The 16995-nt window shown below is 69.2% G+C and carries 17 protein-coding genes; 10 read left to right on the forward strand and 7 right to left on the reverse strand.

The window, feature by feature from the left end:
* Position 1 precedes the first annotated feature (1 nt).
* From AX721_RS16495 to AX721_RS16510, 4 genes are read right to left on the reverse strand one after another with little or no spacing between them, the layout of a single operon-like run.
* On the reverse strand, positions 2-2005 hold the full coding sequence (locus AX721_RS16495; RefSeq protein ID WP_231754728.1) for a M1 family metallopeptidase: 2004 nt from the start codon (positions 2003-2005) through the stop codon (positions 2-4).
* Positions 2002-2595 carry a hypothetical protein gene (locus AX721_RS28370; protein WP_231754729.1) on the reverse strand — a complete coding sequence of 198 codons (594 nt, stop codon included), beginning with the start codon at positions 2593-2595 and terminating at the stop codon, positions 2002-2004. The genes AX721_RS16495 and AX721_RS28370 overlap by 4 nt, the downstream gene beginning before the upstream one ends.
* 60 nt (positions 2596-2655) lie before the next feature.
* Positions 2656-4113 carry an MFS transporter gene (locus tag AX721_RS16505; RefSeq protein WP_082765685.1) on the reverse strand — a complete coding sequence of 486 codons (1458 nt, stop codon included), beginning with the start codon at positions 4111-4113 and terminating at the stop codon, positions 2656-2658.
* Positions 4110-4544: a MarR family winged helix-turn-helix transcriptional regulator gene (locus tag AX721_RS16510; RefSeq protein WP_068877088.1), complete on the reverse strand. Its 435-nt coding sequence runs from the start codon at positions 4542-4544 to the stop codon at positions 4110-4112. Before AX721_RS16510 ends, AX721_RS16505 begins: the two co-directional genes overlap by 4 nt.
* A 112-nt stretch (positions 4545-4656) precedes the next feature.
* Between AX721_RS16510 and AX721_RS16515 the strand changes: the two genes are divergently transcribed.
* The 3 genes from AX721_RS16515 to AX721_RS16525 are packed head-to-tail and all read left to right on the forward strand — an operon-like array spanning position 4657 to position 6105.
* The gene (locus AX721_RS16515) at positions 4657-5004 is read left to right on the forward strand and encodes a helix-turn-helix transcriptional regulator (RefSeq protein ID WP_068877089.1); all 348 of its coding nucleotides are present in this window, start codon (positions 4657-4659) and stop codon (positions 5002-5004) included.
* Positions 4994-5461, forward strand: coding sequence for an SRPBCC domain-containing protein (locus tag AX721_RS16520; protein WP_082765686.1), 468 nt, complete (start codon positions 4994-4996; stop codon positions 5459-5461). The genes AX721_RS16515 and AX721_RS16520 overlap by 11 nt, the downstream gene beginning before the upstream one ends.
* Positions 5458-6105 (forward strand): glutathione S-transferase family protein, encoded by a 648-nt coding sequence (locus AX721_RS16525; protein ID WP_068877091.1) that lies wholly within the window; start codon positions 5458-5460, stop codon positions 6103-6105. Before AX721_RS16520 ends, AX721_RS16525 begins: the two co-directional genes overlap by 4 nt.
* Before the next feature lie 19 nt (positions 6106-6124).
* On the opposite strand, the gene AX721_RS16530 is transcribed toward AX721_RS16525, so the two are convergent.
* Positions 6125-6889, reverse strand: coding sequence for a PhoH family protein (locus tag AX721_RS16530; RefSeq protein WP_068877092.1), 765 nt, complete (start codon positions 6887-6889; stop codon positions 6125-6127).
* A 308-nt stretch (positions 6890-7197) separates the two neighbouring features.
* On the opposite strand from AX721_RS16530, the gene AX721_RS16535 reads away from it, so the two are divergent.
* The 5 genes from AX721_RS16535 to AX721_RS16555 all read left to right on the forward strand — a co-directional run bounded on the left by AX721_RS16535 (position 7198) and on the right by AX721_RS16555 (position 12139).
* On the forward strand, positions 7198-7725 hold the full coding sequence (locus tag AX721_RS16535) for a gamma carbonic anhydrase family protein (RefSeq protein ID WP_068877093.1): 528 nt from the start codon (positions 7198-7200) through the stop codon (positions 7723-7725).
* Positions 7726-7938: 213 nt separating this feature from the next.
* Positions 7939-8721 (forward strand): enoyl-CoA hydratase-related protein, encoded by a 783-nt coding sequence (locus AX721_RS16540; RefSeq protein ID WP_068877094.1) that lies wholly within the window; start codon positions 7939-7941, stop codon positions 8719-8721.
* A gap of 95 nt (positions 8722-8816) precedes the next feature.
* Positions 8817-9896 (forward strand): DUF3667 domain-containing protein, encoded by a 1080-nt coding sequence (locus AX721_RS16545; protein WP_068877095.1) that lies wholly within the window; start codon positions 8817-8819, stop codon positions 9894-9896.
* A 115-nt stretch (positions 9897-10011) separates the two neighbouring features.
* On the forward strand, positions 10012-11667 hold the full coding sequence (locus AX721_RS16550; RefSeq protein WP_082765687.1) for a choline dehydrogenase: 1656 nt from the start codon (positions 10012-10014) through the stop codon (positions 11665-11667).
* A 115-nt stretch (positions 11668-11782) separates the two neighbouring features.
* Positions 11783-12139 (forward strand): hypothetical protein, encoded by a 357-nt coding sequence (locus tag AX721_RS16555; RefSeq protein WP_068877096.1) that lies wholly within the window; start codon positions 11783-11785, stop codon positions 12137-12139.
* 43 nt (positions 12140-12182) lie between these two features.
* Here the strand turns inward: AX721_RS16555 and AX721_RS16560 are convergent, their stop codons facing one another.
* Positions 12183-15053, reverse strand: a complete 2871-nt coding sequence (locus AX721_RS16560) for a pitrilysin family protein (protein WP_068877097.1) — start codon at positions 15051-15053, stop codon at positions 12183-12185.
* Between the two features lie 128 nt (positions 15054-15181).
* Between AX721_RS16560 and AX721_RS16565 the strand changes: the two genes are divergently transcribed.
* Together AX721_RS16565 and AX721_RS16570 are read left to right on the forward strand one after the other, a co-directional pair.
* A complete protein-coding gene (locus tag AX721_RS16565; protein WP_082765688.1) occupies positions 15182-15886 on the forward strand; it encodes a rhomboid family intramembrane serine protease in 705 nt (234 codons plus the stop codon).
* A gap of 97 nt (positions 15887-15983) precedes the next feature.
* On the forward strand, positions 15984-16412 hold the full coding sequence (locus tag AX721_RS16570; protein WP_068877098.1) for a CBS domain-containing protein: 429 nt from the start codon (positions 15984-15986) through the stop codon (positions 16410-16412).
* Positions 16413-16532: 120 nt separating this feature from the next.
* Here the strand turns inward: AX721_RS16570 and AX721_RS16575 are convergent, their stop codons facing one another.
* The gene (locus tag AX721_RS16575; RefSeq protein WP_068877099.1) at positions 16533-16970 is read right to left on the reverse strand and encodes an Rrf2 family transcriptional regulator; all 438 of its coding nucleotides are present in this window, start codon (positions 16968-16970) and stop codon (positions 16533-16535) included.
* Between the last annotated feature and the right edge of the window lie 25 nt (positions 16971-16995).

A 16995-nucleotide genomic window follows, 5' to 3' on the forward strand; every position in this document is an offset into this window, starting at 1 on the left:
TTCAGCGTCCGTTCGCGGCCAGCCAGCGATCCATCTCCGGCACGCGGTCCCTGATCACGCCCAGACGATAGCGCACCGCCGCCTCGGCCTTCTCGACCTCGCCGCGGGTGGAGGCCGGCACGGTGGCCTTCAGCTTCGCGAGCTTGTCCAGCATCGCCGGATCGCGCGAGCCGGTGGCCAGCTGCGCGAAATAGGTGATGCGGCTGGTGGGCTCGAGGAACGCCTCGAGTTTCGCGCGATTGGCCATGGCGAAGTCGTACGCCTTGTCGGGGAACGCGCCCGCCACGGCGGCGACGAGGCCGGGGACTTCGGTCGGCTGCGGCTCGCCGCTGAGGGCCAGCGACAGGGTCCGGTCGGCCAGGGCGGGGTCTTCGCTGGCGCCGAGGTAGCCGTAGAGCCGCGCCCGGTCGGTGGGGTCCTTAGAGGCCTTGGCCTTTGCGTGGATGGCCTCCCAGGCCGCCGCGTCGGCGTTGGCCGCGACGATGGACAGCACGGTGCTGCGGGCGGCGCCGGAGAGAGTGGCGGGATCCTTCAGCCAGGCGTCGAAGCGGCGGCGGGCCTCGGCCACCGTAGCCGCGTCGCCCATCTCGCCGAGCTGGACCAGAACGGCGCGGCGGGTGACCGCGGTGTTGTCGCTCTCGCCGGGCTTGGCGTCCCAGCCCAGCCGCGCGGCGATGGGGGCCAGGCGGCCACGAGCGAAGGCGCGATAGGCCGGCTGGCTGGCGCGGCCGCCGTACAGCCAGTCCAAGGCGCCGAGTTGGCCCGCCAGCGCCTCCAGCACCACCGGATCGGCGTCGGCCGGCGCATTGCGGGCCAGGGCCAGGAAGTCGCTCATGGGCGCGAGGCCGGCCTCGCCGAGGGCGCGGCTGTCGTACAGCAGGCCCAGCTGGTCGGCCGCCGGAAGGCGCGCGAAGGTCGGTGCGAGGCTGGCCCAGAGCGCCGGCGAATAGGCGCTGCGGAAATAGCCCGTCTGGCCAGCGTTGATCACGGCGGGCGTCGCGGCCGGGACCGTCTTCGGGGCCCCGGCGCTGACGACCTCCAGCCAGCGGCCGTTGGCGGCCTCCACCGCCACGGGCGTGCGCCAGGTCTGCGGCGTGCGCTGGCTCGCGTCGACGCCGAAGCGCTCCTGGGTCAGCGAGATCCCGCCGGCGCCTTCCTTGGCGCGGATCAGCGGCACGCCCGGCTGCAGCAGGAAGTCGTGGGCCACCTCCACCACTTTCTTGTCAGGCGCGGCCTGGTCCAGAGCACGCCACAGGTCGTCGCTGACCGCGTTGCGGTAGGCGTGGTCGCGGATGTAGTTGCGCACGCCGGCCTTGAAGGCGTCTTCGCCCACATAGGCTTCCAGCATCCGGATCACCGCCTGGCCCTTCTGGTAGGTGATGGCGTCGAAGGCGTTGGCCGCGGCGAAGACGTCGGGGATGTCCGCGATGACCGGGTGGGTGCCCGCCCGGCTGTCCAGCCGCATGGCGCCCTGTTGGCCGGCCTGGGTCGAGAGCCAGACCTTCCATTCGGGGTGGAAGTGGTCGGTGGCCTTGTTCTCCATCCACGAGGCGAAGCCCTCGTTCAGCCACAGGTCGTCCCACCAGCCCATGGTGACGAGGTTGCCGAACCACTGGTGCGCCACCTCGTGGGCGACCACGATGAAGACGTTCTGCCGGTCGGCTTCGGTCGACAGCTTGGGATCGATCAGCAGGGCGTAGTCGAAGTAGAAGATCGCGCCCCAGTTCTCCATGGCCGCGAAGAACTGGCTGTTGCCGGGGCCGGCCACCAGGTCGAGCTTGGGCAGCGGGTAGGGGGTTCCGAACCAGTCCTCGTAGTAGGGCAGCAGCTTGGCCGCCGCATCCAGCGCGAACTCGCCCTTGGCCGCGTCGCCCTTGCGGACGATCACGCCCACATCGGTCTTGCCGACCTGTCGATGGATGCGCTCGAAGTCGCCGAGGGCCATGAACAGCAGGTAGGAGCTCATCTTCGGGCTGTCGGCGAACCGCACAGCGCGGCGGCTCAAGCCGCCACCGGCATGTTCGACACCGGCATCTGGCCGGCGGGCGTCTCGATGGTCAGCGAGAACACCGCCTTCACGCCCGGCTCGTCCCACATGGGCGCGAAGCGGCGCGCGTCGGAGTTCTCGAACTGGGTGAAGAGCGCGCGGCGCTTGGTCCCGTCCTCGTCCTCGTAGTCCAGGGCGAAGAGGCCCGAGGCCTGCTGGTAGATCTTGCCCGCGTAGTCGATGGATAGGATGTAGCGGCCGGGCGCCAGGGTCTTGGGGAAGACGAAGGCGGCGGTCTGCTGCTGGTCGTCCAGCACGATCTTCGGGGCTGCGGCCTGGTCGGAGAGGCTGACCCGGCCGAAGGTCAGGTCGGCCGCGTTGAGCACGATGCGGTCGGTGGGCCTCACCACCGTCAGCTCGATCCGCGCCTGGCCGGTGAACGTCAGCTTCGCCGCGTCGGGCGTCACGCGGATGTCGTAGCGGTCGGGCCGCACGTCCGTGGGCAGGACGATCCTTGTCGAGGCCGCGGGTTTCGTCGGCGTGGGGCCGGCCAGGGCAGGGGCGGCGGTCGCCAGCAGAGCGGCGGCGACGGCGGCAAGAAATTTCATCAGAAGGAACCTGGGCGGCAAAAATGAAGCGCGCACCATACGGATGCGCCGTGGCCTTTCCTAGGCGGGCTTCCGACCGTTCATCTCATCGCCCGCATCCGCCGGCAGACGCGCGAACCAGAACATCGAGATCATGGTCACCAGCCCCACGATCACGAAGGCGGGCGCCACGGTGTCCGCTGTCAGCCGGGTTGCGCCCGCCATGACCATCAGAAGGTGCAGGAGGCTGGCCGAGAGGCCGATGCCGATGGACTGGACGAGCTGCTGCACCATCGAGGCGGTGGTGGCCGCGCGGCTCATCTCGTCGCTCTCGACGTCGGCATAGGCCAGTCCATTGAGGGCGGTGAACTGCAGCGAGCGGAAGAAGCCGCCGACGCCGAGGACCGCCATGATCGCCCAGTGCGGCCAGTCCGGGCGGAAGAGGGCGTAGGCGACGAAGCTGAAGCCCACGATCACGGCGTTGACCAGCAGCACCGTGCGGAAGCCGAAGCGGCGCAGGATCGGCGGGGCGGTGGTCTTCATCACCAGGGCCCCCACCGCCGAGATGAAGGTCATCAGGCCGGCGGCGAAGGCGCTCATCCCGAACGCCACCTGCAGCAGCATGGCCAGAAGGAACGGGTTGGCGCCCATGGCCACGCGCATGAAGCCGCCCCCGATCACCGAGGCGTTGAATGTGGGCTTGCGGAAGATGCCGAGCTGGATGACCGCATGGGGCGTGCGGCCTGCGTGCCAGGCGTAGAGGCCGAGGCTGGCGAAACCCAGGGCGAACAACCCGGCCACCGCCGAGGGGGCGAGCGTCTCGCGGCCCAGGTTCTCGAAGCCGAAGATCAGGGCGGCGAGGCCCAGGCCGGTCAGGATGATGCCGGGAAGGTCCACCGGCGGCGGCGCCTGTTCCCGCACTTCGGGTACATGTCGCCAGACCAGGAAAAGGCCGATCACCGCGATCGGCAGGTTCATGAAGAAGATCCAGCGCCAGTCGGCGAAGGTGACGATGGCGCCCCCGACGACGGGGCCCACCACCGGTCCCAGGAGCGCCGGCATGGTCACGACCGACATGGCGCCGACCAGCTCGCTCTTAGGCGTGGTCCGCAGCAGCACCAGGCGGCCCACGGGCATCAAGGTGGCGCCCGCCGCACCCTGGAGGAACCGGAAGAGGATCAACTGCCAGAGATCGCCGGCGAAGCCGCAGGCGACGGAGCCGGCGGCGTAGAGGACGATGGAGCACATGAACACGCGCCGGGCGCCGAACCGGTCGGCCAGCCAGCCCGACAGCGGCAGGAAAATCGCGGCCGACAGCATGTAGACCGTGATCGCCGTGTTGAGCCGCAGGGGCTCGACGTCGAACGCGCGCGCCATGGCGGGCAGGGCGTTGGTGATGACCGTCGCGTTCAGCGTCTGCATCAGTAGGGCCGAGCCGATGATCGCCGGCACCAGCCAGCCGCGCGTGACTGTGCTGGCGTCTCTGGGGGCGGCCGCCTCGGGCAGAGCCTCGCCGAGCGGCTCGTCGGTGGGGCTCATGCGTCCACCAGGCGGAGCAGGGCGCCTGCCGCCGCCTCCAGCGTCGCGCGGTCGTCGGGAGACAGGCGGCCCAGGCGGGCGGCCAGCCAGTCGTTGCGCTCGCGCCGGATCATCTCGAGCTTGCGCGCGCCCGCAGCCGTGATCGTCAATCCGAAGCGGCGGCCGTCCTCCGCATGACCGCTGCGCGCCACGAGGCCCTCCGCTTCGAGCCGCTTCACGTGGGCGCTCATGGTGGGGCGCGAGATCCTCTCGGCTTCGGCCAGGGCGCTGACCCCGATGCCAGGGTTCTTGGTGACGTGGCCCAGCAGCATGGCGTCCTGTGCGGACAGGCCCACCTTCTGCGCCTCCAGCCGTAGCCGTCGCGACACCCGCAGCAGGGCGGGCCGTAGGGCTTCGGCGAGGGCGATGATGTCGGGCGGGGTGTCTGGCATGATAGTTAGGTCGACGAACTATCTAGTTCGACTGGCCGATGAGCGCAACCGCCGACTTGACGCGCTCCGTCAGCTCATATTTAACGGATGCGTTATTTAACGAGCAGGATAAATGAGCCCGTCTGCCGACCCTCTCAGCGCCACGTTCGCCGCCCTCGCCGACCCGACGCGCCGGGCGATTCTGGCCCGGCTGAGCGAGGGCGAGGCGACGGTGAGGGAACTGGCGGCGCCGTTCGACATCAGCCTGCCGGCCGTCTCGCGTCACCTGAAGGTGCTGCAGAATGCGGGGCTGATCTCGCAGGGGCGGGAGGCCCAATGGCGACCGTGCCGGCTGGAGACGCGGGCGCTGCGCGAGGCGGACGGCTGGATCGGAGCCTATCGCCGTTTCTGGGACGGCGGGTTCGGAAAGATGGACGCCTACCTGGCGCAGATTCAAAAGGGAGACCGCGATGGCGAGTAGGGCCATGGCCGAGACCGAGCTGCTGATCGAGAGGACGTTCGCCGCGCCTGCCCGGCTGGTGTTCGACATGTGGGCCGAGCGCCGCCACTTCATGCGCTGGCTGGGTCCGGTGGGCTTCACCTGCACCGAGGCGGAGCTGGACTTCCGCGAGGGCGGGGACTGGAGCGCCACCATGGTTTCGGACCAGTACGGCGAGTCCCGAATGGCCGGGCGCTACCTCGAGATCGAACCCGGCCGCCGGATCGTGATGACGTTCCGCTGGGTCCACGATGCATCGCACCCCGAGACGGTCATCACGCTGGTCTTCACCGATAGGGACGGCAAGACCGTCCAACTCTTCCACCAGACGCCCTTCCGCGACGTGGCGAGCCGCGACAGCCACATCGGGGGCTGGAGCGAGGCCTTCGATCGCGAGCTGGCCTATGCCGAGGGCGTGACACAGGAGCCGACCCCATGATCACCCTCTACTCTTACCGCTGGGTTCCGGACTTCGCCCGCGGCCTGGTGCGCGACCTCCGCGTGCGCTGGGCGCTGGAGGAGGCGGGGCTGGACTATCAGCAGTGGCTGATCGGGCTGGGCGATGATCAGAACAGCCCCGCCTATCGGGCCTGCCAGCCCTATGGCCAGGTGCCGGCCTACGAGGAGGGTGGGCTGGTGCTGTTCGAGTCCGGCGCCATCGTCCTGCACATCGGGGAGAAGAGCGAGGCGCTGCTGCCGACGGAGCCGAAAGGCCGGGCCCGGGCGATCTGCTGGCTGTTTTCCGCCCTCAACACCATCGAGCCACCGATCCAGCGGTTGGCGGAGATCGACCTCTTCCACGCCGAGGAGGCCTGGGCGCAGACGATGCGGCCGGAGGCGGAGGCCTGGGTGAAAAAGCGGCTCTCCGAACTTGCCGCCGCGCTGGGCGACAAACCCTATCTGGAGGGCGAGTTCACCATCGGCGACCTGATGATGGCGACGGTGCTGCAGATCCTGCGGCACACCGACCTGGTGGCCGGGGAGCCGCGGCTGCAGGCCTATCTGGAACGGTGCGAAGCGCGTCCGGCGTTCCAGCGCGCGCTTCGCGACCAACTCGCCAGCTTCGAGGACCAGGCGGCCTGAGCCGCCTGGCCGCCGGCGACTAGAGGACGCCCAGCATCTCGGCGACGAGGGGGTGGCGGACGATGTCGCGGTCGTGCAGGCGCACCACCGAGATGTTGCCGACTTCTTCCAGCTTGCGGGCCACCGGCCCGAGGCCGGAGAATTCCGGCAGGAGGTCCGACTGGTCGGGGTCGCCGGTGACCACCATGGTCGAGTGCCATCCCAGGCGGGTCAGCAGCATCTTGAGCTGGGTGTAGGTGCAGTTCTGCGCCTCGTCGATCACCACGAAGGCGTTGTTCAGCGTCCGCCCGCGCATGAAGCCCACGGGCGCGATCTCGATGGCGCCCTCGCTCATCAGCGCCCGCACCCGCTTCATGGAGAGGCGATCCGACAGGGCGTCGTAGAGCGGGCGAAGATAGGGGGCCAGCTTGTCCTCGGCGTCGCCGGGCAGGAAGCCGATGGACTCCCCGGCTTCCACCGCCGGGCGCGACAGCACGATGCGGCCGACCCGCCCAGCCTCGAGGGCCTCCACGGCCTTGGCGATGGCGAGATAGGTCTTGCCGGTGCCGGCCGGGCCCAGGGCCAGGACCAGGTTCTTGGCGTCGATGGCGTCGATCAGTTCCTGCTGGCCCGGCGACTTGGCCTTGATGGTCTTGAGGTAGGCCTGCTCGCGGTCGTCGTTGTGGTGCTGCAAGGGCGACCAGCCCCTGTCGACCGGAAGCCTGCGGATTTTATCGTCCCCCTGGAATTGACCGGCGTCGAACGCGCCTTCGCGCACTTGTCGCTTCAGAGCCCGCTTGCTCATAAGGCCTCCTCAGGGGGCAAGAAAAAAGGGCGTCCCACGTGGGAGCGCCCTTCGGATGATTGGAAACGTACGATGCGGCGGCGTGCGCGGACCGGAGGTCCTTCGCCATCTGCGGATCCGGGCGAAACGGCCCGGTGGAACAACAGACTCAGCGCCATCCACCCCGTCCAGCGCGAGAACACGGAGGCGGAAACCTCCGCGGCGATCTCTCGAGGGCTTTCGCCCCTTCGAATCGCATCACTAGAATGATCCTAACGTCCTTTCCGATCCGTTAAACAGCCCCCTGGGCCAAGAAATGAGGTGCGGCATTGAGTGTCTACAACTTGGGCAATGTGACACCTGAGCTACCGAACGATGACGAATACTGGATCGCGCCGACCGCCGCCGTTATGGGCAACGTGATTCTCAAGAAGAACGCCTCGGTCTGGTGGGGCGCAACGCTGCGTGGCGACAACGACCCCATCGTCATCGGCGAGGGCTCGAACGTGCAGGACGGCAGCGTGCTGCACACCGACCACGGATCGCCGCTGACGCTGGGCGCCAATGTCACCGTCGGCCACCTGGTCATGCTCCACGGGTGCACCATCGGCGACGGCAGCCTGGTGGGCATCGGCTCGATCGTCCTGAACGGCGCGAAGATCGGGAAGAACTGCCTGATCGGCGCCAACTGCCTGATCACCGAGGGCAAGGAGATTCCCGACAATTCCCTGGTCATGGGCGCGCCGGGCAAGGTGGTCCGCGAGCTGAGCCCCGAGCAGGCCGCCCGCGTGGCCCTGGGCGCCGCGCACTATGTGGAGAACTGGAAGCGGTATCGGCGGGAGCTGCGCCCCGCCTGAATCGCTCCTCCCCGTCGCAAAGACGGCGGGAGAGGTGGCGCGAAGCGCCGGAGGGGGCGCGAGGACAGCAGATGGGAGCCGGTCGCCGTATGCCCCTTCCGTCTCGCCGCCGGTGGCGTCGATCCACCTCCCCCGCTTTGCAGGGGAGGAGCGGTACGGCGCTTGACGGACGCAACGTCGCCCCCCGACGGTCCGGGCAAACGGGAGGACGCCATGGCGTACGAATTCATCAAGGTCGACCGCGAAGGTCCGGTGACGATCTTCACCCTGAACCGGCCCGACGTCATGAACGCCATGCACTCGCCGGCGCACTTCGAGATGCATGAGGCGCTGGACGCCTTCGCCGCCGACCCGGACCAATGGGTGGGCATCGTCACCGGGGCGGGCGACCGCGCCTTCTCGGCCGGCAACGACCTCAAGTACCAGGCGGGCGGCGGCGCGCTGAAGAGCCCGCCGTCGGGCTTTGCGGGACTGACCGCGCGCTTCGACCTGACCAAGCCGCTGATCGCGGCGGTGAACGGGGTGGCCATGGGCGGCGGGTTCGAGATCGCCCTGGCCTGCGACATCATCGTGGCCTCGGAGGCTGCGGTCTTCGCCCTGCCGGAGCCGCGGGTGGGCCTGGCCGCCCTGGCCGGGGGCCTGCATCGGCTCCCGCGCGCGATTGGGGTGAAGCGGGCCATGGGCATGATCCTCACCGCCCGCCGCGTCTCGGCCGCCGAGGGCAAGGAGCTGGGATTCGTCCACGAGGTGACGGCGCCGCAGGACCTGATGCGCACGGCGCGGGAGCTGGCCAAGAGCATCTGCGAGCTCGGCCCGATGTCGATCCGCGCCTCGAAGCAGGCGGTCTACCAGGGCCTGGACGAACCGAGCCTGGAAGCGGCGCTGAAAGGACAGAACAAGTACCCGGCCGTGGCGGCGCTCTATACGTCGGAGGACTTCAAGGAGGGCCCGCTCGCCTTCGCCCAGAAGCGTCCGCCGCAGTGGAAGGGGCGCTAGGCGGCTAGCCGCAACGGCTGTCTCTTATCGCCCCGCAATATTGCCGCCCCTGAGCAATCCCGTCACATTCCGCGCGAGTGACGGGGGCGTTCTCGATGGTGGACTTGGAGGCCGTGGGCGGCGCGGCGACCGGCGGGCTGATCGCCGGGACGTTTGAGAAGCCGACCGGGAAGGCCGGGGAGCATCACAACGCCTGCGCCGACTGCGGCACGGTCACGGTCGGAAAATTCTGCCACAACTGCGGCAACGCCGCCCACGTCCACCGCACCCTGCTGCACCTGGGCGAAGAACTGCTGCACGGGGTGATGCACTTCGACAGCCGCACCTGGCGAACCCTGCCGGTGCTCGTGTTCCGTCCCGGCCGCCTGACCCGCGAATGGTGCGAGGGCAAGCGGACCCGCTATGTCTCGCCGCTGGCGGTCTTCCTATTCACCATCTTCGTCATGTTCATGCTGCTGAGCTACGCGCCGAAGCCCGAGGAGGGGACCACGGTGGGCCGGCAGGCGGTGGCCACCGCCGATCTTGCAAGACGGAACAGCGAGCTGGCCGAGGCCCGCGCGGCGCTGAGGGAGGCCCCGCCGGAAGCCCGCGCCGCCGCAGCCGCTGCGTTGAAGATCGCACAGGCCAACGTGGATCAGGCCAAGTCGCGGGTGGGCGACACCCCAAAGGCCGCTGAGGTCGACAACTGGCAGGCGGAGCTCAGCAAGGACGCGGCGGCGGGTCAGCTGGGCTTTTCCACCGGCAGCAAGAAGCTGGACGAAAAGCTGCAGCACAAGTTCGAGAACCCGGAGCTGGCGCTCTACAAGCTGCAGCAGACCTTCTACAAATTCTCGTTCCTGCTGATCCCGATCTCCATCCCGTTCGTGGCGCTGCTGTTCCTGTGGAAGCGCGGCTTCACGCTCTACGACCACGGGGTCTTCGTGCTGTATTCGCTGACCTTCATGTCGCTGCTGATCATGCTGGTGGCGATCGCCGGCCGCATCGGCGGCCTGGCGGCAGGCGTCGCCTATGGCCTGACCCCATTCATCATTCCGGCGCACATGTTCTACCAGCTCAAGGGCGCCTATGGCCTCAGCGGGTTCTCGGCCCTCTGGCGCACCACCTTCCTGCTGATCTTCTGCGGGATCGCGCTGTCGTTCTTCCTGCTGGCCATCCTCTGGCTGAACATGGCCTGAGGCCTCGCCGCAACGGTGACGCCTGCGTCATCTTTTTGCGCGGGCCACCTTGTGTCCCATCGCCGCCTTTGCCACGGTGCCGCCAACTAAACACGGTTCAGGGGGAGGGCGGCTGTTGGACCGCTACGACTACATCATCATCGGCGCCGGTTCGGCCGGCTGCGTGCTCGCCAACCGCCTGACCGAGGACGGGACCAAGTCGGTCCTGCTGCTGGAGGCCGGCGGCAAGGACGGCTCGCTGATGGTCAAGATGCCGGCCGGGGTCGGCACGCTGATCCAGAAGCAGGGCGCCTACAATTGGGGCTTCTGGACCGAAGCCGAGCCCAACCTGAACGACCGCAAGCTCTGGTGGCCCCGCGGAAAGGGCTGGGGCGGCTCCTCGTCGATCAACGGCATGATCTACATCCGCGGCCACGCGCGCGACTACGACCAGTGGCGCCAGATGGGCCTGGGCGGCTGGGGCTACGCCGACGTCCTCCCCTACTTCAAGCGGTCCGAAAGCCTCGAAGGGGGCGGCGATCCCTGGCACGGCGGCGACGGGCCGCTGAAGGTGTCCAAGGCCTCGTCCCCCAATCCGATCTACAAGGCGACCATCGAGGCCGGCGGCCAGGCCGGCTATCCGCTGACCAGCGACTTCAACGGCTTCCAGCAGGAAGGCTGGGGCCCCTACCAGCTCACCATCCATGACGGCGAGCGGTGGAGCGCGGCGCGCGGCTACCTTCATCCGGCCTTGAGCCGGCCCAATCTCACCGCGCTCACGGGCGCCCGGACCACGCGGATCGTCGTCGAAAACGGCCGCGCCACGGGTGTGGAGATCCAGGAGGCCAAGGGCGGCCGCCGCGTGGTCCATGCCAATGCGGAGGTGATCCTGTCGGCCGGCGCCGTCCAGTCGCCGCACATCCTCCAGCTTTCGGGCATCGGCGATCCGGACGAACTGACCAGGCACGGCATTCCGGTGGTGCACGAGCTGAAGGGCGTCGGCGCCAACCTCCAGGACCACCTGGACGTCTGCCTGTCGTGGGAGTGCCCCCAGCCGATCACCCTATATTCCCTGCGCAAGGGCCTGATCAAAACCCTCAGCGTCGGCCTCTCCTACATGCTGTTCAAGAAGGGGGTGGGCCGCTCCCAGTTCCTGGAGTCCGGCGCGTTCCTGCGCTCGCGGCCCGACCTGGACCGGCCGGATCTGCAGATCCACACCGTCCTCGCCATCATGCAGGACCACGGCAAGGTGCAGGTGGCCAAGGACGGCTTCACCTTCCACGTCTGCCAGCTGCGGCCCGAAAGCCGCGGCCGTGTCGGCCTGAAGTCCGCCGATCCGATGGACGATCCCGCCATCTTCGCCAACTACCTCGCCACCGAGGAAGACCGCCGCGCCCTGCGCGAGGGCGTGAAGATGATGCGCGAGGTGGCCAAGCAGCCGGCGCTGAAGCCCTACATCTGCGCCGAATACGCGCCCGGGCCGGCCGTGCAGACCGACGCCGAGATCGACGCCTGGATCCGCAAGAGCGCCGAGACCATCTATCACCCGGTCGGCACTTGCCGCATGGGCGCGGCCGGCGATCCCATGGCCGTGGTCGACGCCGATTGCCGCGTGCAGGGGCTGCAGGGGCTTCGCGTGGTCGACGCCTCGGTCATGCCGACGCTGGTGGGCGGCAACACCAACGCCCCGACCATCATGATCGCCGAGAAGATCTCCGACGCCATCCGGGGCAAGGCCTTCCTGCCTCCGGACGACGCGCCGGTGTACGGAGACAACCAGCGCGCGGCGTAGGGCGGTCAGGCCGCCGTCTTCCGCAACCTCCCGGGCGGTCCGTCATCGGCCGTTGCCCGCCGGAACCCGCCTCTTCGCCGGACCGTTCGCCGGACGAGTTCAGAGGAGAATGTCGATGGCGGTGAAAGACGATCTGTTCAAGGCCGAGGAAGGGTTCTGGCTGGCCGGGAAGGACCACTTCCAACAGCATGTGGACGAGGCCTGCCTGCTGGCCTTTCCGCAGGCGGGCGAGATGCACGGGGTCTTCTCGAACCAGCAGGTGGCCGAGACCGTCACCTCGCCGACGCGCTGGCGCGACCTGACGATGAGCAACCGGCTGCTGCTCGAGGTGACCGACAATGTGGCGGTCATCAGCTACAGGGCCGATGTGACCCGGGCCGATGGCGAGCCTTATTCCGCCCTGGTCAGCTCCGGCTACGTTCAGCGTGACGGCGGCTGGAAGCTGGCGTTCCACCAGCACTCGCCGGTCTAGCGAACGCGGTGGCGGGTCGGTCGCCAGGCGCCGCCCTGCGAGCCTAAGGCGCCGCCGCGGCGCCGGCCTGCGGGATCACCGTGAGCTTGTAGGCGGCCTCGGGCTTCAGCCAGGTCTGGGCCGCCCGCTTCACGTCGGCGGCCGTGACCCGCTCGGTGCCGGGGATGATCTGGCGGATCACCTCCAGCCGGCGCGGATCGGACTGGGCGCCGGAGAGCTCACCCAGCCAGTACCCATTGGTCACCCGGGCGCGCTGGATGCCCTCGATCCGCGGCTGCTTGGCCCGCGCCAGTTCGTCCTCGCCGATCTCTGTGGCGACCAGATCCGCCGCGATCTTCTGGGTGTCGGCGAAGAAGCCGGCCAGCTTCTCCGGCGGCACCTCCACGCTCGCGGCGATGTAGCCCCAGCCTGTCCAGACCAGGCTGTGCTGAGAGTTCACGTCCGGCGAATAGGTCGCCCCCTGCGCCTCGCGCAGCTGGTCGGTGAGCCGCAGCTTCATCACCTCGCGCAGGACAGCGGTGTCGCGGGCCCGCTGGGGGTCGGCGAAGTAGTCGGTGGTCGGCCAGGCGATGAAGCCGATGGCTTGGTCGGCGCGGCCCTTGTGGGTCAGCGTCACCGTCTGCGGCGAGCCCTTGGGGAACGGCGCGGTGCGCGCCGAGGCGGGGACCGGTTTCGGTTCCGGCCGCGGCGGCAGGGCGCCGAACGTCGCCGCCGTCGCCGCGATCGCCTGGTCGACCGTGATGTCGCCCACGATCACCACCTCCACCGGCCCGCTCGCCAGGTCCGGCATGATGGCGGCCTTGATGTCCTCCAGCCGGGCGTTCGCCATCTCCTCGCTGCTCGGGAAGGTCCAGCGTCGGTCGCCCGAGCGCAGCAGGCCCGGCAGGTCGCGGCTGAGCACGCCGTTGTCGGTGGCCTCGTACTGGTCGTGAATGGTCCGCGCGGCCGCCTTGATCCGCGCCAGCGCCGCCTCCCGCCAGGCCGGCTCGGTCAGATAGGCGGCCAGCACCTGGAGCTGGGTGGCCACGTCCCCGGTGCGGGTGGCGCCCGACAGGACATAGGCGTCGTCGCTGATGCTGAACCGGCCGCCGTAGACTTTGGAGGCCAGCACCCGTTCCATGTCCTCCACGCCGATCTTGGCCAGCCCGCCCTCGATGAAGGTGTTGGAGGCCCAGAACGGGCTCTGGCGGTCGGCGGGAAGGCCCAGCATGCCGCGGCCGGCATTCACGCGCACCAGCACCTCGTCGTCGCGGAAAGTCGTGGGCTTCACGGTCAGGCGCACGCCGTTGGCGAAACGGACGAAGGTGGTTCCGAGGTCGGTGATCTCGCGCCGCTCGGCCACCTTCCCCGGCGCGCCGAAGCGCTCGTAGGGCCAAGCCACCAGCTGGTTCGCCTCCAACGGCGCCACAGCCACCTGCTGCGAGGCGGTCAGCGCGGCCAGCAGCGTCGCCTCTCCGCCGTCGATGGGGGTGGGCGAGGCCATGAAGACGAGCGGCCCCTGGCCCTGGAAGACGTCCTTCAGCGCCGCATTGACCGTCTCGGCCTTCAGGTCCTTCACGCCGGCTTCGAAGAGCGCGAGGTCGTCGGCAGGCGATGTCACGACGGTGTGGTCGGCCAGGGCGTTCACGATTTCCCCGGCAAGGTCCACGGGCCGCCGCGTCGCTGCGCCCGCCACCGCCGCCTTGAGATTGGCGCGGATCTCCTCGATCTCGCGGTCCAACTCCTCCTGCCGTACGCCGTACTGGACGATGCGCCGCTGCTCCTGCTCGGCGGCGGCCAGGGCCTCGCGCCAGCGCCCAGACTCCGCGTTGACACCGATGGTGGCCACCTCGGCGGCGTCATCCTGTTCGCCCTTGTACGCGCCGGCGCCCAGGAACGGCGGATCGGCGCCCCGGGCGATGGCCGAGTATCGGCGGTTCAGGACCGACAACCCCAGGTTCTCGATCAGGTCGCGCCGGCGCTTGGCGGAGGTGTCGAGCGATGTGTCGGGAGGGGCGATCCACGCCACCTGCAGCGACTGGGTCACGCCGGGATCGACCACAAGCTTGGCCTCGGCCTTGCGCGGCGCGACGGGGCCCTGGTCCGGCTCCGGCAGGGCGGGCGCCTTGGCCGTCCAGCCGGCGAACGAGGCCTTGATCTTCGCCTCCATGGCGTCGACGTCGAAGTCGCCCACGGCCACGAAGACCGCGCGCTCCGGCCGATACCAATGACGATAGTAGTCGGCGATGCGGCTCGCGGGCGCGGTCCGCAGCACGTCCACCTTGCCGATCGGCAGTCGCGTCGGCAGGCGTTGGCCCTTCAGCAGGAAGTTCAGCCGCTCCACCACCACCCGATAGCCGGGCGTGTCGCGGGCGCGTTCCTCGGACAGCACGATGCCCCGCTCGCGGTCCACCGCGGCCGGGTCGATAGTCAGGTTGAAGGCCGCCTCCCGGAGCAGCTTCAGAGACGTATCCACGGTCTCCGCGTCCGTGCGGGGCAGGTCCAGCTTGTAGACGGTTTCGGAGAAGCCGGTGGAGGCGTTGGTGTCGGCGCCGAAGGCCAGGCCCAGGCGCTCCAGGATCCTGACCATTTCGCCTTCCTTCACCTCCTTCGAGCCGTTGAAGGCCATGTGCTCCAGGAAATGGGCGAGCCCGGCCTGGTCGTCCGTCTCCATCATGGAACCGGTCGCGAACCAGAGGCGGAACGCGGCCTGGCCGGCAGGGACGCTCTGCTTGCGGATGGCATAGCGCATGCCGTTGGGCAGGGCGCCGAAGCGGATGGCGGGATCGGGCGTAAGGTCCGACTTCGCCTGGGGCCATTCCCCTGGCGCCAGCCTTGCAGGCGGAGCCGTGGGGTGCTGGGCGGCGGCGGGCTGGGCGATGGCAAGGACGAGCGCGGCGAAGAGGGCGGGGCCTGCGCCCAGAAGACGGATCATAAAACCTGCCTGGAAAGCACCATGAAACGCCCGCACCATCGCCAAGCCCCATGGCGGGGGCAAGGCGGCAAAGCGGCCATACGCGTGCGGCTCGCGCACGGGCGCGACACGTCTTACATGGAGTGCAGATGAACGCCGCCTACTTTGAAGCGCCCGCCGACGGCGCGCCGCGACCGCAACATCCGGGCGATCCGGATTTCCGGCCCGCGCCCGAGCCGATCGTGAACGCCCCGTGGCCCGTGGTGGCGCTGACGGCCAGCATCGTCGTCGCCTATCTGATCCAGAGCCGCTTCCCGCTGCCGCTGGTCAGCGCGGCCTTCGCCTTTTCGCCGGCGCTCATGCTCGAGGGGCACGCCGAGCGGCTGGTCAGCTCGCTGTTCGTCCATGGGAACTGGGCGCACGCGCTGATGAATGCGGCCTTCATCCTGGCCTTCGGGGCGCCGGTCGCCCGCTACTACGGTCCGCGGCTTGGCGGGATCGTGGCGTTCTTCCTCTTCTACCTCGCGTGCGGCGTACTCGCCTGCCTGGGATTCGCCGCGCTGCACTGGGGACAGGATGCGGCCCTGGTGGGAGCGTCCGGGGCGGCCTCGGGCCTGATGGGCGGCGCGGCGCGACTGATCGGCGGGCAGGGACGGCCGGGGCCGATGTTCTCCAAGGCGGTGACGGGGATGGGCGTGGCCTGGATCTTCGTCAATCTGATCATGGCCTTTACTGGCGGAGCCCTGATCCCCGGGGCGGGTGACGCCGGGGTCGGCTGGGAGGCGCACTTGGCCGGCTTCGCCGCGGGCGTGCTGCTGATCGGGCCGTTCGGCTGGCTGGCCGGCAAGCGCTGAGACTCCGCGCGGTCACGCGTGCGTGATGGCCGCCTCATTGTGTCGCGGCTGAAACTGCGAGACGGTGTTCTTCCAGAGAACGGGAACAGGAGGCCTCATGCTGGTCTCGCAAATTCTCCGCACCAAGGGAGACACGGTCTTCACCATCCGGCCGACCGATACGGTCGGCGAGGTCGCGGAACTGCTGCATGCCAGAGGCGTCGGCGCTCTCGTGGTCCTGGATGCGGAGCGCGTGGTCGGGATCGTATCGGAGCGGGACATCGTCCGCGCGGTCGCTTCGCATGGCGAGGCGGCGCTGAAGCGTCCCGTGTCGGACTTCATGACGGCGAACGTGCTGTTCGCCGATCCCGGCGCCACGGTCGATTCCCTGCTGTCCAAGATGACCGACCGGCGCATCCGCCACTTGCCGGTCTGCAAGAACGAGCGGCTGGTCGGCATCGTATCGATCGGCGACCTCGTGAAATGGAAGATCTCCGAGGTGGAGGCCGAGGCCGACGGCCTGAAGGCCTACATCGCGGCCAGCTAGATTCGGGCGAGACCCCCCTCCCGAGTGGAGGGCTGAAAGCCGGCGGTGCGTCGGCGAAAGGGGCGGGGAAGGGGACGGATCCTTCCCCGCCCGATTTCCGTCCGGCGGTCGATCCCGGTCTCAGAGCGCCGCAGCGGCCGGCATTCCAGAAACCGCGGCGTCGGCCAGGGTGTACGCCTCGAGGACGTCGGCGGTGGCGTCGCGGGCGCGACGCAGGGCTTCACGCAGGGTGCAGGTCTCCAGATCCGGGCAGTCGGCGCACTTGCGGAAGCCGAGTCGGGGGCTGACGCAGGGGGCCAGGGCCAGGGGGCCATCGATCACCCGGATGACCTCCGCGAAGGTGATGGCGGCCGCGGGCCTGGCCAGGACATAGCCCCCGAACTTGCCGCGCCGGCTGAGGACGATCTGGTTGCGCGAGAGCTCGAGGAGAATCGCCTCGAGAAACTTCCGCGGCGCGCCGGCCCGCAGCGAGAGTTCGCCGGCGCTTACCTGGCCGCCGTCGGCGCGCGCCAGCTCGATCAGAGCCCGCAATCCGTACTTGGCCTTCTGCGACAGCATCCTCGCCTCCCCGTGAACTTGTGGC

It is taken from the genome of Phenylobacterium sp. CCH9-H3, assembly GCF_001557235.1.
Lineage (GTDB): Bacteria > Pseudomonadota > Alphaproteobacteria > Caulobacterales > Caulobacteraceae > Phenylobacterium.